This window comes from Pseudomonas sp. ANT_J12, from assembly GCF_008370045.1.
Classification (GTDB): domain Bacteria; phylum Pseudomonadota; class Gammaproteobacteria; order Pseudomonadales; family Pseudomonadaceae; genus Aquipseudomonas.
The window spans coordinates 81,960-95,945 of the sequence record NZ_VOBN01000007.1 but is presented as its reverse complement, the minus strand read 5'-3'; the positions used below and the strand labels follow the sequence as shown (position 1 = coordinate 95,945).

Sequence of the window (13,986 nt, the reverse complement as noted above, 5' to 3'; positions counted from 1 at the left end):
CCTTCGCGGGCAAGCCTCGCTCCTACAGGGGCTATACCTCTTTCCTACTCGCGAGGTCTGCATGTCTTTCGATCTCAGCGCGCGTCTTATTGCCCGTCGTGCCGAAAATCTCTATCGCCAACGCCCACTGCTCGAAAGCCCTCAAGGCCCGGAAGTGGTGGTCGACGGTCAGCCATTGCTGGCGTTCTGTAACAACGATTACCTGGGTTTAGCCAATCACCCGCAAGTGATCGAAGCCTGGCGCGCCGGCGCGGCGCGGTGGGGCGTCGGCGGTGGGGCGTCGCACTTGGTCATTGGTCACAGCACGCCGCATCATGAGCTGGAAGAAGCCCTGGCCGACCTGACCGGTCGTCCGCGGGCGCTGCTGTTCACCACCGGTTACATGGCCAACCTCGGCGCGGTCACTGCGCTGGTCGGGCAGGGCGATACGGTGCTGGAAGACCGGCTCAATCACGCGTCGTTGCTCGATGCCGGCCTGTTGTCCGGTGCGCGGTTCAATCGTTATCTGCACAACGACGCGGGCAGCCTGGCCAAGCGCCTGGAGAAAGCCACCGGCAACACGCTGGTGGTCACCGACGGCGTGTTCAGCATGGATGGCGATCTCGCCGACCTGCCGGCGCTGGCCCGGGAAACCAAGGCCAAAGGCGCGTGGCTGATGGTGGATGACGCCCACGGCTTTGGCCCGCTGGGCGCCAATGGCGCAGGGATCGTCGAGCATTTTGGTTTGAGTCAGGAAGATGTGCCGGTGTTGGTCGGCACCCTCGGCAAGGCGTTCGGCACGGCCGGTGCGTTTGTGGCGGGCAGCGAAGAGTTGGTCGAAAGCCTGATCCAGTTCGCCCGTCCCTACATCTACACCACCAGCCAACCGCCGGCCCTGGCCTGTGCGACGCTGAAAAGCCTTGAATTACTGCGCAGCGAGCATTGGCGGCGCGAGCACCTTAAGGTGCTGATCCGTCAATTTCGTCGAGGGGCCGAGCAGATCGGCCTGGAACTCATGGACAGCTTTACCCCGATTCAACCGATCATGATCGGCAACGCCGGCCGCGCGGTTCGACTGTCGCAGATGCTGCGCGAGCGTGGCCTGATGGTCACCGCGATCCGCCCACCGACCGTGCCGGCCGGCAGCGCCCGCCTGCGGGTGACCCTGACCGCCGCCCACAGCGAGGCACAGGTGCAGCTATTGTTAAATGGACTGGCCGATTGTTTTGCACAACTGGGACCGGAGCCAAGCCATGCGTGATCGACTGATTCTGCTGCCCGGTTGGGGTCTCGGGGTTTCGCCGCTGGAACCGCTGGCGGCAGCGTTGCAGGGACTGGATGAACACCTGCGGGTCGAGATCGAGCCGTTGCCGGAGCTGGAGTCCGGCGATCTTGAAGAGTGGCTCGATGAGCTGGACTCGACCGTGCCTCAGGACACTTGGCTCGGTGGTTGGTCGTTGGGCGGGATGCTCGCCTCGGAATTGGCGGCGCGGCGCGGTGATCGTTGCTGCGGCTTGCTGACCCTGGCGAGCAATCCTTCGTTTGTCGCCCATGAGCAATGGCCGAGCGCGATGCCCGGCGAAACGTTTGATGCGTTTCTGGCGGGTTGTGGCGCCGATCCACGCATGACCTTGAAACGGTTCTCGCTGCTTTGCGCCCAAGGCGCCGAAGACCCGCGCGGTTTGTCGCGATTGTTGCTCGGCGGCGCGCCGCATACGTCGGCCCAGGTGTTGATGAGCGGCCTGGAAGTGCTCGCGCAACTGGATACCCGGCAAGCGTTGCAGGCCTTTCGTGGCCCGCAACTGCACCTGTTCGCCGGCCTTGATGGGCTGGTCCCGGCCGAAGCGGCGGGGGACTTGCTGGCGTTGTTGCCGGATGTCGAAATCGGCCTGATCGAACAGGCCAGCCACGCGTTTCTTCTGGAAGACCCCCACGGTGTGGCGGGGGCGATCCAGGCTTTTTTGCATGAGTCCGGCGATGACTGATTTATCCCTTCCCAACCTGCCCGGCGGCTTGCCCGACAAGCGCCAGGTGGCAGCGTCCTTTTCCCGTGCGGCGGCCAGCTACGACAGCGTGGCGCAGTTGCAGCGCGATGTCGGCAGCGAGTTGTTGCGCCGGTTACCCGATGATTTTGTGCCCGGTCGCTGGCTGGACCTGGGCTGCGGCACCGGGCATTTCAGCCGTGCGCTGGGTGAGCGTTTTGCGGCGAGTCACGGGGTGGCGCTGGACATCGCCGAAGGTATGCTCAATCACGCCCGGCCATTGGGCGGTGCCACGCATTTCATCGCCGGCGATGCCGAACGGTTGCCGTTGCGGGATTCGACCTGTGACCTGATCTTCTCCAGCCTCGCGGTGCAGTGGTGTTCGGACTTTGCTGGCGTGCTCAGCGAGGCGCATCGGGCATTGAAACCGGGCGGAATTTTCGCGTTTGCTAGCCTGTGTGTCGGCACGTTGTACGAATTGCGTGACAGTTGGCGTCAGGTGGATGGCATGGTGCACGTCAACCGTTTCCGCGAATTCGAGACATATCAACAGCTGTGCGCGGCCAGTGGCTTGAACGTCGCCAGCCTGCAAACCCGTCCACATGTGTTGCATTACCCGGATGTGCGCAGCTTGACCCACGAGCTCAAGGCGTTGGGCGCGCATAACCTGAACCCCGGTCGGCCTGGCGGTTTGACTGGCCGGGCAAGGATTCTCGGCTTGATCGAGGCGTATGAGCAGTTTCGTCAGGCACAGGGACTGCCGGCGACTTATCAAGTGGTTTACGCCGTGTTGGAGAAACCCTTATGAGCGCAGCGTATTTCATCACCGGCACTGACACCGATGTCGGCAAGACCACCGTGGCGGCGGGTTTGCTGCATGCCGCACGCTTGGCGGGCCTGAGTACGGCGGCGGGCAAACCGGTCGCTTCCGGCTGTGAGGTGACCCCCAAAGGATTGCGCAACGCCGATGCACTGGCGTTGCTGGCGCAATGTTCGGTGCCGCTGACGTATGCACAGGTCAATCCGGTGGCGTTCGAGCCAGCGATCGCCCCGCACCTGGCGGCGCGAGAGGCGGGCATCGCGCTGACGGTGCAATCCTTATTGACGCCGATGCGCGAAATCCTGGACCTCAACGCGGACTTCACCTTGATAGAAGGTGCGGGTGGCTGGCGCGTGCCGTTGGCGGATCAGGATAATCTTTCGGATCTGGCGATGGCCCTGGATCTGCCGGTCATCCTGGTGGTCGGCGTGCGCCTGGGTTGCATCAACCATGCATTGCTGACGGCTGAGGCGATTGCCAACGATGGGCTGCAGTTGGCGGGATGGGTGGCCAACATCATTGAGCCGAAGACTTCGCGCCTGGAGGAGAACCTCGCCACGTTGGCCGAGCGGATACCCGCGCCGTGCCTGGGCCGGGTGCCGAAACTCAAGTCGGTGACGGCGCAGGCGGTGGCTGAGCATCTCCAGCTGGATCTGCTGGATTAATGTTTTTGCCTATGGCAAGGCACTGTGCCATTAGTGTTTTTGTCGGGTGTTTTGCGTGGGTGTCTGCTTCAATGGCCGCTGTTGATCCTTCATAAGGACGAGTTCTCCCATGGAAATCTCAGGTAACACCGCTTTTTATGCCGGTCTGAGCACTATTCAGACCGGGCAGAACCGTGTCGATCAGGCTGCCGGCCAGATCGCCAGCACCGTCATTGAACGTTCGCAGTCCAGCCAGTCTTCCGAGTCTCAGGTCGATCGTTTGCGTTCGGTTGATCGCAGTCAGGAAGCCGACCTCGCCAGCAATGTGGTCGAGATGTCCCAAGGCAAGTTTCAGGTTGAGCTCGGCGCGAAAGTGGCCAAGGCTTCCGATGAAATGCTGGGGACGTTGATTGATACGTACGCGTGAAGTTGTCCCCTGCAAAAAATGCGCTCGGATGAGCGCATTTTTTTTGTCTGGGGTTTTCACTGACCCGTAAGCGCTGTGATTTTCGGAAAGCGTGAGGACCAGGCGAAGCCGCTGCTGCCGGCGAGAAGAATGCGTCCGTTAGTCTGGATGGCAATATCGGCAAATTCACCCCTGAGTGATTCGCTGTTGAATGTCGGGTCGAGACTGCCATTTTCGAGCAACCGCCATTTATGACCATAGATTTGATTCAAGGGGAGTTCACGGTTGACTCCTCTGCCTGCAACTACGATTTTTCGATCGGGTTGTATTGCAACGGTCGTCAACTCAACGTCCATCGAGTCGCGCTCGAAATACACCAGTTCGCCACCGTTGAAACTCGAATCGGGTCGACCGTCCGCGGTCAGTCGCATTATCAAACCCTGGTCTCTACCGGAGGTGTTTCTGAAGCCCGTGAAAACTATTCGGTTGTCATCCATTACAAGGAGCCGGGACGGGAGATTGATTAAAGTCGTTGGGGCACTGACTTTTTCGGATGTCGGTTCGGTGGGTATATCAATAAAGCCGTCATCCCCGAAGGAGTTGTCGAGTACCCCGGAAGGTGAGTAACGGGCAAGTGTCACATTGCCAGAGTCGTATCCCGCTACGACTATGTTGCCATTGCTCTGAATCTGCACGGCACAAACGTGTGATGGTTTGTCATGAAGCCGGATCTCAACAAAACCGCCCTGACCAAATTGATTGTCCAGCTCACCGGTTCTCGTGACGCAGTACAGCCTGCTGTTGCTTTCGTACAGGTTGCCAGTAAGGTAAGTCGCCGTAATAAGAATTTTGCCATCTTGCTGTAAGCAGCCATCGCTGGTGGGTCTGGCGAAACCATATTCAGGATGTGAATTGTCCGGTTGCGGCAGGATTCTGCGGCCGAACACCAGATCCGGACTGCCGTTTGCAAGCAAGCGCATAACGGCAGGTCGATAGCGAGGCATTCCCGTTGGCTCATCCCTGACTAAGGACTCGCCAACGATGACAATCCTTTCGTCTTGTTCATTATCGGTGAGCTTTTGTAAAAGCAGACGATTGGGACGGGAGTTGTCACCCTCCTCGAAATTCCATCTTTGTGCGTTGAAACCCGCGTCCTTTGTTCCATCGATCAGTGCGCGGTCAATCGACATCTTTCCGTAAAGTTCTGTCGCATGAGTAATGACGCCGTTTTTGGACAGGGCCATCGTCAGTGTCCTGCCTAATTCACTGAAGCCGCCGGTATCAAGATATCCATCGGTGCCAAAGCTCGTGTCTATGTCGCCAGCCTGGCGCGATTGAGCGTTTGTTGAAGGGGGCATGACATTCTCCTCGAGTACGCACGTTCAAATTCGAAGCTTCATTGCAGGTTCGCGAAGCTATCGTTCGTCACATTGAAAGTGTTTTTTGCCTCCGCAGTAACTGTCAGATGTGACAGTTTTTTATAGCTATTAAAGTGTTTTTCACGTTTTTTCAGGTATATCGGGCATAAAGCGTCCAGGGTCACCTCGACCTGTTCAGCCGCGTTTTTCAACTTCACTACGCTAAGTGGTGAGCGGCGAGCTTTTATCGAGAATTGCGTAGGGCTACCGTTTCAGCGACAGAGGCTCGATGACAAATGGTATCGGCTCGGTGCTTGACAAGATTTGGGCGTAAACGTATGTTTCAAACAACTGTTTGACCGTCACAACAAATCAACACGGTCGTTCATTCCCGGTTACATCAGCAGAGGTTTATCGCTATGCCTGACTACAAGGCCCCCTTGCGTGATATTCGCTTCGTTCGTGACGAACTGCTCGGCTACGAAGCGCACTATCAGAGCCTTCCGGCTTGCGCAGACGCAACTCCGGACATGGTTGACGCCATTCTCGAAGAAGGCGCCAAGTTTTGTGAGCAGGTGCTGGCTCCGCTGAACCGCGTGGGTGACACCGAAGGCTGCACCTGGAGCGAGTCCGGCGTTAAAACCCCGACTGGCTTCAAAGAAGCCTACAAACAATTCGTTGAAGGCGGCTGGCCAAGCCTGGCTCACGACGTGGAGCACGGTGGCCAAGGCCTGCCGGAGTCCCTGGGTCTGGCCGTCAGCGAAATGGTTGGCGAAGCCAACTGGTCGTGGGGCATGTACCCAGGCCTGTCCCATGGCGCGATGAACACCATTTCCGAGCACGGTACGCCTGAGCAGCAAGACGCCTACCTGACCAAACTGGTCTCCGGCGAATGGACCGGCACCATGTGCCTGACCGAACCGCACTGCGGCACCGACCTGGGCATGTTGCGCACCAAGGCCGAACCTCAGGCCGACGGTTCCTACAAAGTTTCCGGCACCAAGATTTTCATCTCGGCCGGTGAACACGACATGGCCGACAACATCGTCCACATCGTGCTGGCCCGCCTGCCGGACGCACCGGCTGGCACCAAAGGCATCTCGCTGTTCATCGTGCCGAAGTTCATGCCGAATGAAGACGGTTCGATCGGCGCACGCAACGCCGTGACCTGTGGTTCCCTGGAACACAAAATGGGCATCCACGGCAACGCCACTTGCGTGATGAACTTCGACGCGGCCACCGGTTACCTGATCGGCCCGGCGAACAAAGGCCTGAACTGCATGTTCACCTTTATGAACACCGCTCGCCTGGGCACCGCGCTGCAAGGCCTGGCCCACGCCGAGATCGGCTTCCAGGGCGGCCTGAAATACGCTCGCGATCGTCTGCAAATGCGCTCCCTGACTGGCCCGAAAGCGCCGGAAAAAGCCGCTGACCCAATCATCGTGCACCCTGACGTACGTCGCATGCTGTTGACCATGAAGGCGTTCGCCGAAGGCAACCGCGCGATGGTCTACTTCACCGCCAAGCAAGTCGACATCGTCAAATACGGCGTGGACGAAGAAGAGAAGAAGAAAGCCGACGCACTGCTGGCCTTCATGACTCCGATCGCCAAAGCCTTCATGACTGAAGTCGGCTTCGAATCTGCCAACCACGGCGTGCAAATCTACGGCGGTCACGGTTTCATCGCCGAGTGGGGCATGGAGCAGAACGTTCGCGACAGCCGTATTTCGATGCTGTACGAAGGCACCACCGGTATCCAGGCACTCGACCTGCTGGGCCGTAAAGTGCTGATGACCCAAGGCGAGGCTCTGAAAGGCTTTACCAAGATCGTCCACAAGTTCTGCCAGACCAACGAAGGCAACGAAGCCGTCAAAGAGTTCGTCGAGCCATTGGCCGCGCTGAACAAAGAGTGGGGCGAGTTGACCATGAAGGTCGGTATGGCCGCCATGAAAGATCGCGAAGAAGTCGGCGCCGCTTCGGTGGACTACCTGATGTACTCCGGTTACGCCTGCCTGGCCTACTTCTGGGCTGACATGGCGCGCCTGGCTGCCGAGAAATTGGCTGCCGGCACCACCGAAACCGCGTTCTACACCGCCAAGCTGCAGACTGCGCGCTTCTACTTCCAGCGCATCCTGCCGCGTACCCGCACTCACGTAGTGACCATGCTGTCGGGCGCCAACAACCTGATGGACATGAAAGAAGAAGACTTCGCTCTGGGTTACTAAGCCTTCGCGCGGTTCTAAAAAAAACCGCCGCTCTTTTGGGAGCGGCGGTTTTTTTTTGCTTCTTCCTGACTGCTCAGACATTACCTACCAAGGGGTCGGGTCCAGAGGGCCGACGCCGGTCGGAGTGCCTGCGCCTTCTCCGTTACGCAGGAACGGCAGGTGCCAGAAGTCGTTCGGGACCACCGGGTCGCCAGGCTTGACGCCTTCCGGAAAGATGAACTCAAACACCGGCGCCACGTACTGTCCAGCGATCAGACCATTGGCCACCGTCAACCGGCCGGCATTTTGAATGCAACTGTCCACGGCGGTCTGGGAAGCGGTCAGTTGTGGAACACAAAGTGACCGCACAACAACGCGCAAAGTGCGGGTCGGCTGGCTGAGAAGCCCGGTCGGTGCCTTGGTCGCGCGAATCCTCGCGCGTTGTGGTTGAGGGCCGATGTTCTGGCTCGTGATGCCACCCGAGACACCAAAGCAACTGGCGGGAAGGGACTGTGCAGGGTTGCATTCACCTGTCATCTCATAAGGCGTAACCCAGCGATTGGTTTGTATGCCCGTCGAAGGGTTCACATCTATCAGATAGATATCGACGGGTGTTTTCACGTCGGTTGTCGATGCTTCCAGGAATATCCGGTCCTGCGTTTCCTGCGCTACGCCGTTGATGGCCGTTGCCGAGGGGTCGGCGGTACCGATACCGAATTCCCCGATAGCCAGATAGCTGGGTTGTGTACCGGGTTGGGTATAGATCCCGATGTTGGCCTCAATCGTGTGGGCGGAGATAAAGTCCGGAGTACCCGCTGTGGCCGATTTGAACAGCGTACCCGCGTAGCTGATGAAGTCGCCGACTTCGAACGGTGCCTGTTGCATCGGGTCGGGGTCGGTCGCTGTGCGCGAAGCATCGCTGAAGCGCTTCATGACGAACTGACTGCAATAAACCTGGCCCAGAACCGGAGGGGACAGCTCTCCGCTGGCCGGAGGGATGACCCCTGCCTGGCTGAAGTTACGGCAGTTATTTGTGGTGGTCGGGGTCACGACTTTTGGCCGGTTTTTCTGAGGGCAGAGAGCATCGTCCCCGGAAATGGTGCGGGGTACGCACATCGGGTAACCGGTGGCAGCGTGGATAGTCGGGTTGGCGTCATCCACGGAGAACCGGGGATCGGGGCTTTGAGCACGACCAAAGCGTCCGCTTGGGTCGTTGATCTGGATGATTGTCGGTTGCAGAGGCGTGCCGCTATCCACTTCGAGGTTGCCGTTGGTGTAGTCGATCCGAGTGATGTAGCCGCTGCCGGCATTCGCCGCTTGCTGCGAGACAAAGATCAGCCCGGCTATTTGCTTGTTGGAGACGGTATTGCCCACCACGTGGATCTCGAAAGAGGGGTATGAAGTCGGTCCTTTGTTGAGCGCCAGCGACCCGCCCCTGACAAAATCCGCCCAGGTCAGGGTATTGGCCGGCATTTGCAAAATCGTATTGCACGGGACGGTAATCGTGACGCCGTTCAGTTGGACGGTCCCGCCAAATCGACCAGGATCGCTGGTGCCGGGGCAATTCGCATTGGTGGGATCCAGGGTCATGCTCTGGATAAAACCCGTGACGTCAAAGCCATGAATCGCATCCGGATTGGTAAACACCGGATTAGGCAAAGTGGGGGTCGAGAACGGGGAGGGTGCGCCCTTGACTGGCTTGGCCGTCCCGCCGCCTTGGGCAAGTGCATCACCTGCGCCTCCAATGGCGAGTGCGACGGCGACAGCGCCGGCCAGCAGTGCGTGGTGACCTGAGGTGCCGTTGAGTCGCTTGAGGAACGGCGCTGATGCCAGCGCTTTTGCGTGTAGGGATAAGCTCATGGTTCTCTCCACAATCTTGCGGGACCTGTTGCCGGCCAATCGACTCGCGTCGAGTTGGGGCTCGATCCAGAGGGCAAGTGTCTGAGCATGGTTTCGACATACCTGGCACTCAGCCTTCAGATGCATTCAATCGGCGATGCGTTGGCCGGTTCCGGACACAATCGCGAGAGACATTCCTTGAGCCTGGAACGTGTAAAGCACTAGTCGTGCCGAATTGACGCCAACGGTTGTTTGCCAGCAATAAATGCGGGCTGCGCGGATGTTGTGGTATTGCACGCAACAATATTTATATGAATGGCACCGAAGTAGGGGGGGCTAGGCGCCCACGTTTGGGAGTGCTGAACTAATTACCCTTCGGGCAGTTATAAGCAGGTAATTGAGAACCGTTGTCTATAGATACACTTAACACCAATCGAATGGCAAGTGGAATATAGAGAGGTCTATGAAATAATTGTTTTTTTGCACCCATATAAAAATTAAACAATAGCTCGCGCAGTGCAACTAGCGCACAAGTATTGTTTTTGATTAGTGACGGCTCATTCAACCAGGTGTCGGATCTCTAAAATTGCAAAGACTGTGCTGGTTATCTTACGAGTTATGAATTAGCAATTACTTTGCCAATATTATTTTTCTGATGGCTAAGACTTAACATGTTGTGAAATATGGGTATTTTGTCGCTTGTCAATTGTGGTTGGGGAATGGCACCCAAGAATGGGGGGGATGTTCACCCTAATGGAGTGGGTGCTTGCAGTTACCATGGATGGGCTTCCCGACCGATGGCTATTAACTGAGGCGTTGGTCAGTCGAGATAAAAAATACTAAATTTTTTTGTTGAAATTATTTGTTACAGCTAGAGTTGAGTTAAGCGCTCCTCACGGCGCGACAAAAGCAACGTTTCAATTAAGCCTGAGCCAAGAGAGTACTTTGCCAGTTAGGCCTCGTTTCGCATCGGCCAACTTCCAGTGGGTGCGTTTAGTCGTGCGAGCGGCAATATCCCTGGTGATGAGTTCCTCTCGTAACAGGATAATCCCGGAGCCTGGCTACTCCGTACTGAATCGAGAATGTCATCATGGTGAAGTCCTTGAGCATCCTTCGTATTATCCGCTGGGCCTGTTCGATCACAGGTGGCCTGATCGCTGTCGGTCTGGCTTGCGAGAGCGCCATCGCTGCGTCCCCGCCAGAGGTTGTCACACCCGTGGTAGACGTCCCCAGCTTGCAGTCGTTGCACGGCATGACGCCACCCGACCCTTCTGGAACCGAAGGCGGACGCAAAGTCGACCTGATGACCGACTACGTCCTCAACCGCTCAGCGGCGATTCTGTTGGGCAAGGCGCTGTTCTGGGACATGGAGATCGGCAGTGACGGTTCCACCGCATGCGCCTCCTGCCACTTCCACGCGGGTGTCGATCACCGCATCACCAACCAGATCAATCCTGGCCAGGCGAACACCAACTCAAACGTTTCTTCGATCTTCAACAAGCCGTTTGTAGCGTCCGACATTCCGGGCGACGTCGCTTCCTACTTGACCAAATCCGGCGGCAAGGGCGGCCCGAACTACACGCTGAAGAAAACCGACTTCCCGACCCATGTGCTGGCCGATCCACTGGATCGCAATTCGCCGATTCTCTATTCCACCGACGATGTGATTGGCTCCCAAGGCGTGTTCGACGCCAACTTCGTCAAGCCACACCAAGCGCGTTTCGACAAGTGCACGGCGCAGCCAGACGGCATATTCCAGGTAGGCGGCATCAATGTCCGTCGCAGCACCGGGCGTAACGCGCCGACGGTGATCAACGCCGCGTTCAATGTGCGAAATTTCTGGGATGGCCGGGCGAACAACGTGTTCAACGGCTTCTCGCCGTTCGGCAATCGCGATCCCGATGCCGGGATTTTCGTCACCGGTGATCGCGGCGGCGTAGCCACCAAAGTGCGACTGGCGCTCAAGGATGCCTCGGCGGCCTCGCAAGCGGTGGGACCTCCCGGCAGCCCGGTGGAAATGTCCTGTGGCGGGCGCACCTTTGCCGATATCGGCCGGCGCATGCTCGACACCCTGATGCTCAAGCAGCAACGGATTTCCTCGACTGATTCGGTGCTGGCCTCCGTTTCCGGTGCGCGCCGGCCGACTTACCGTGAACTGATCAAGGCTGCGTTCCAGCCACGTTTGTGGAATGCCACGCAGCAGGTGCTGTTGGGCGATGCGCCGTACACTCAGATGGAGGCCAATTTCCCGCTGTTCTTCGGCCTGGCGATCCAGATGTACGAATCCACCCTGATCTCGGATAAGGCACCGCTGGACGCTTACTTGCAGGGCGATCATTCGGCCATGAATGCCCAGCAGGTCGAAGGCATGAACCTGTTCCTGGGCAAGGGCAAATGCGTCAGTTGCCATGGTGGCGCGGAACTGACCAACGCCGGTAGCCGCTTGCTGTTCCATCCGCGTGAACGCATCGAGCGCATGGTGATGGCCGACAACCTCACCACGCTCTATGACAACGGCTTCTACAACACTGGCGTGCGGCCGACGTCAGAAGATTTGGCGCTAGGTGGTTCGGACGCGTGGGGTAACCCTTGGTCCTTCACACGTCAGTACAACACCCTGTTGCAGGGCGGTAACGTGCCTGACCCGCTGGATGTCGACGTTTGCACATTCGAAGCGCCATTGAGTGCAGCGTTGCCGTGTGATGCGACGCTTAAACCGAATGTCGGTTTCCGTGATTCCGTGGATGGTGCTTTCAAGACGCCGACACTGCGCAACATCGCCTTGACCGGGCCGTATTTCCACAATGGCAGCCGGGCGACGCTCAAACAGGTGATGGAGTTCTACAACCGCGGCGGCGACCGGCGCGGTGAGGATGCAAGCAACACCAGCGGGTTCGAGCATCCGTCGGCGAATCAGCACAACGCCTCGAACCTTGATCCGGACATGACCGCGTTGAACCTGACTCCTGAGGAAGTCGATGCGCTGGTCAAATTCATGGAAGTCGGGTTGACCGATCCGCGCGTGGCCTGGGAGCAGGCGCCGTTCGATCATCCGTCGCTGGTTATTCCCCAAGGTCACGTCGGTGATGAGAATGCGGTAACGGCACGGCCTGTGAGTCCGAAGATTTCGACCCGGCAGGCGCTGGATGCACCGATTGCGCTCAAGCCTATTGGTGCGGAAGGGCGCACCGCCACCGAGGGGCCTTTACAGCCGTTCTACAACGATCTCTGAAGCATCGGGTATTGATGGCGAGGGGGCTTTTGTGGAGCGGGAGCAAGCTCCCTCTCCACAACATGTGTGTTGCATTAAAAAACCTCGGCAATTGACTCAGATACTCGGCATTTCTGCCGTTAAAGAGACGTTCACGTGACCTGCATCACATTTCGTGTGCTTAATCGTGCGCATTGCAGGCACAATGCCATCAATTGCTATGCCGGGTCGGAGCTTTACCCTTGCCGCGTTCTTCCGCTGTACGTTTCAGTCATTTCTTGCCCTCACTACTGCTATTGCTCGCTGGGCTTTCGGCTGCGTACATCAAGGATCTCAACGTCTTCTTCACGTCGCTGTTCAACGTACTGCCCACCCTGGTGCTGCTGCTCGGCGGCGCGTACTGCGCGGTTTACCGACGCCAGCGTGAACTGTTCCTGATGGTCACGGTGTACATCGCCTATTTCCTGCTCGACACCCAGACCGATTATTACCGCGACAACGGCAAGGTTCGCGAAGACGCGGCGGTGGTGTTCCATCTCTGTTGTTTGCTGCTGCCCTTGCTGTTCGGCCTGTTCGCGGCGTGGCAAGAGCGTACTCACCTGTTCCAGGACATGGTGGCGCGCTTCGCCGTGTTGCTGGCGTTCGGCAGCGTGGCACTGGGCATTGAGCAAAGTTACCCACAGGCGTTGTTGATGTGGCTGTCGGAGATTCGCTGGCCTGCCTTGCATGGCGCCTGGATGAGCCTGATCCAGTTGTCCTACCCGGTCTTTATCGCCTCGTTCCTGCTTCTGGCCTGGCAATACTGGCGCAACCCGCGACCTCTGCACGCCGCGCAGTTGGTGGGATTGTTGGGACTGTTCTGGATGTTGCCGAAAACCTTCATCCTGCCGTTCACCCTGAACATCATGTGCAGCCAGGTGATGCTGATGATTGCCGCGGCTGTGGCCCACGAAGCCTATCAAATGGCCTTCCGCGACGAACTCACCGGCCTGCCGGGGCGCCGCGCGTTGAACGAACGCATGCAGCGCCTGGGGCGCAATTACGTGCTTGCGATGAGCGACGTCGATCACTTCAAGAAATTCAACGACACCCACGGCCACGATGTCGGCGATCAGGTGCTGCGACTGGTCGCGAGCAAGCTGTCGAAAATCAGCGGCGGCGGTAGGGCGTATCGCTACGGTGGCGAGGAATTTGCCCTGGTGTTCGCGGGCAAGACGCTGGAAGAGTGTATGCCGCATCTGGAAGTCATTCGCGAGTCGATTGCGTCCTACAACATTCAACTGCGCAATCCGGATCGTCCCCAGGACGACCAGCAAGGTCGCCAGCGCCGGGCCGGCTCCGGCGCTTCGAGTGTGTCGGTGACGGTCAGCATCGGTGTCGCCGAGCGCCTGGAGCAGCGCACCCCCGAACAAGTGCTCAAGTCCGCTGACGAGGCGCTCTACAGCGCCAAGGGCGCCGGGCGCAACTGCGTGGTGGCGTTCGGTCAAAGCCGCCGTGGCGCGGTGCGCATGGACGCCGCTGCGGGTTGAGTGATGACGGCGCA

10 protein-coding genes are annotated in these 13,986 nt (G+C 58.5%); 8 read left to right on the top strand and 2 right to left on the bottom strand.

Translation table 11 applies throughout. The features are described 5' to 3' along the window. Positions 1-61 precede the first annotated feature (61 nt). From bioF to FQ192_RS16905, 5 genes are all read left to right on the top strand, one after another. A complete protein-coding gene (bioF, locus tag FQ192_RS16925) occupies positions 62-1,240 on the top strand; it encodes an 8-amino-7-oxononanoate synthase (RefSeq protein WP_149659602.1) in 1,179 nt (392 codons plus the stop codon). Further along, positions 1,233-1,964 carry an alpha/beta fold hydrolase gene (locus FQ192_RS16920; protein ID WP_149659601.1) on the top strand — a complete coding sequence of 244 codons (732 nt, stop codon included), beginning with the start codon at positions 1,233-1,235 and terminating at the stop codon, positions 1,962-1,964. Before bioF ends, FQ192_RS16920 begins: the two co-directional genes overlap by 8 nt. Further along, positions 1,957-2,769 (top strand): malonyl-ACP O-methyltransferase BioC, encoded by an 813-nt coding sequence (bioC, locus tag FQ192_RS16915; protein ID WP_149659600.1) that lies wholly within the window; start codon positions 1,957-1,959, stop codon positions 2,767-2,769. Before FQ192_RS16920 ends, bioC begins: the two co-directional genes overlap by 8 nt. Then, positions 2,766-3,446: a dethiobiotin synthase gene (gene bioD / locus FQ192_RS16910; RefSeq protein ID WP_149659599.1), complete on the top strand. Its 681-nt coding sequence runs from the start codon at positions 2,766-2,768 to the stop codon at positions 3,444-3,446. The genes bioC and bioD overlap by 4 nt, the downstream gene beginning before the upstream one ends. A gap of 109 nt (positions 3,447-3,555) precedes the next feature. After that, positions 3,556-3,852 (top strand): pyrroloquinoline quinone biosynthesis protein PqqE, encoded by a 297-nt coding sequence (locus FQ192_RS16905; RefSeq protein WP_149659598.1) that lies wholly within the window; start codon positions 3,556-3,558, stop codon positions 3,850-3,852. A 56-nt stretch (positions 3,853-3,908) separates the two neighbouring features. On the opposite strand, the gene FQ192_RS16900 is transcribed toward FQ192_RS16905, so the two are convergent. Next, a complete protein-coding gene (locus tag FQ192_RS16900; RefSeq protein ID WP_149659597.1) occupies positions 3,909-5,189 on the bottom strand; it encodes a hypothetical protein in 1,281 nt (426 codons plus the stop codon). A 419-nt stretch (positions 5,190-5,608) separates the two neighbouring features. Between FQ192_RS16900 and FQ192_RS16895 the strand changes: the two genes are divergently transcribed. Continuing rightward, a complete protein-coding gene (locus tag FQ192_RS16895) occupies positions 5,609-7,414 on the top strand; it encodes a phenylacyl-CoA dehydrogenase (protein WP_149659596.1) in 1,806 nt (601 codons plus the stop codon). An 84-nt stretch (positions 7,415-7,498) separates the two neighbouring features. On the opposite strand, the gene FQ192_RS16890 is transcribed toward FQ192_RS16895, so the two are convergent. Continuing rightward, positions 7,499-9,253, bottom strand: coding sequence for a hypothetical protein (locus tag FQ192_RS16890; RefSeq protein WP_149659595.1), 1,755 nt, complete (start codon positions 9,251-9,253; stop codon positions 7,499-7,501). Positions 9,254-10,385: 1,132 nt separating this feature from the next. On the opposite strand from FQ192_RS16890, the gene FQ192_RS16885 reads away from it, so the two are divergent. Together FQ192_RS16885 and FQ192_RS16880 are read left to right on the top strand one after the other, a co-directional pair. Then, on the top strand, positions 10,386-12,464 hold the full coding sequence (locus FQ192_RS16885; protein WP_372242349.1) for a cytochrome-c peroxidase: 2,079 nt from the start codon (positions 10,386-10,388) through the stop codon (positions 12,462-12,464). Between the two features lie 221 nt (positions 12,465-12,685). After that, entirely contained in the window at positions 12,686-13,972 is a 1,287-nt protein-coding gene (locus FQ192_RS16880; RefSeq protein WP_149659594.1) for a GGDEF domain-containing protein, read from the top strand. Positions 13,973-13,986: the final 14 nt, after the last annotated feature.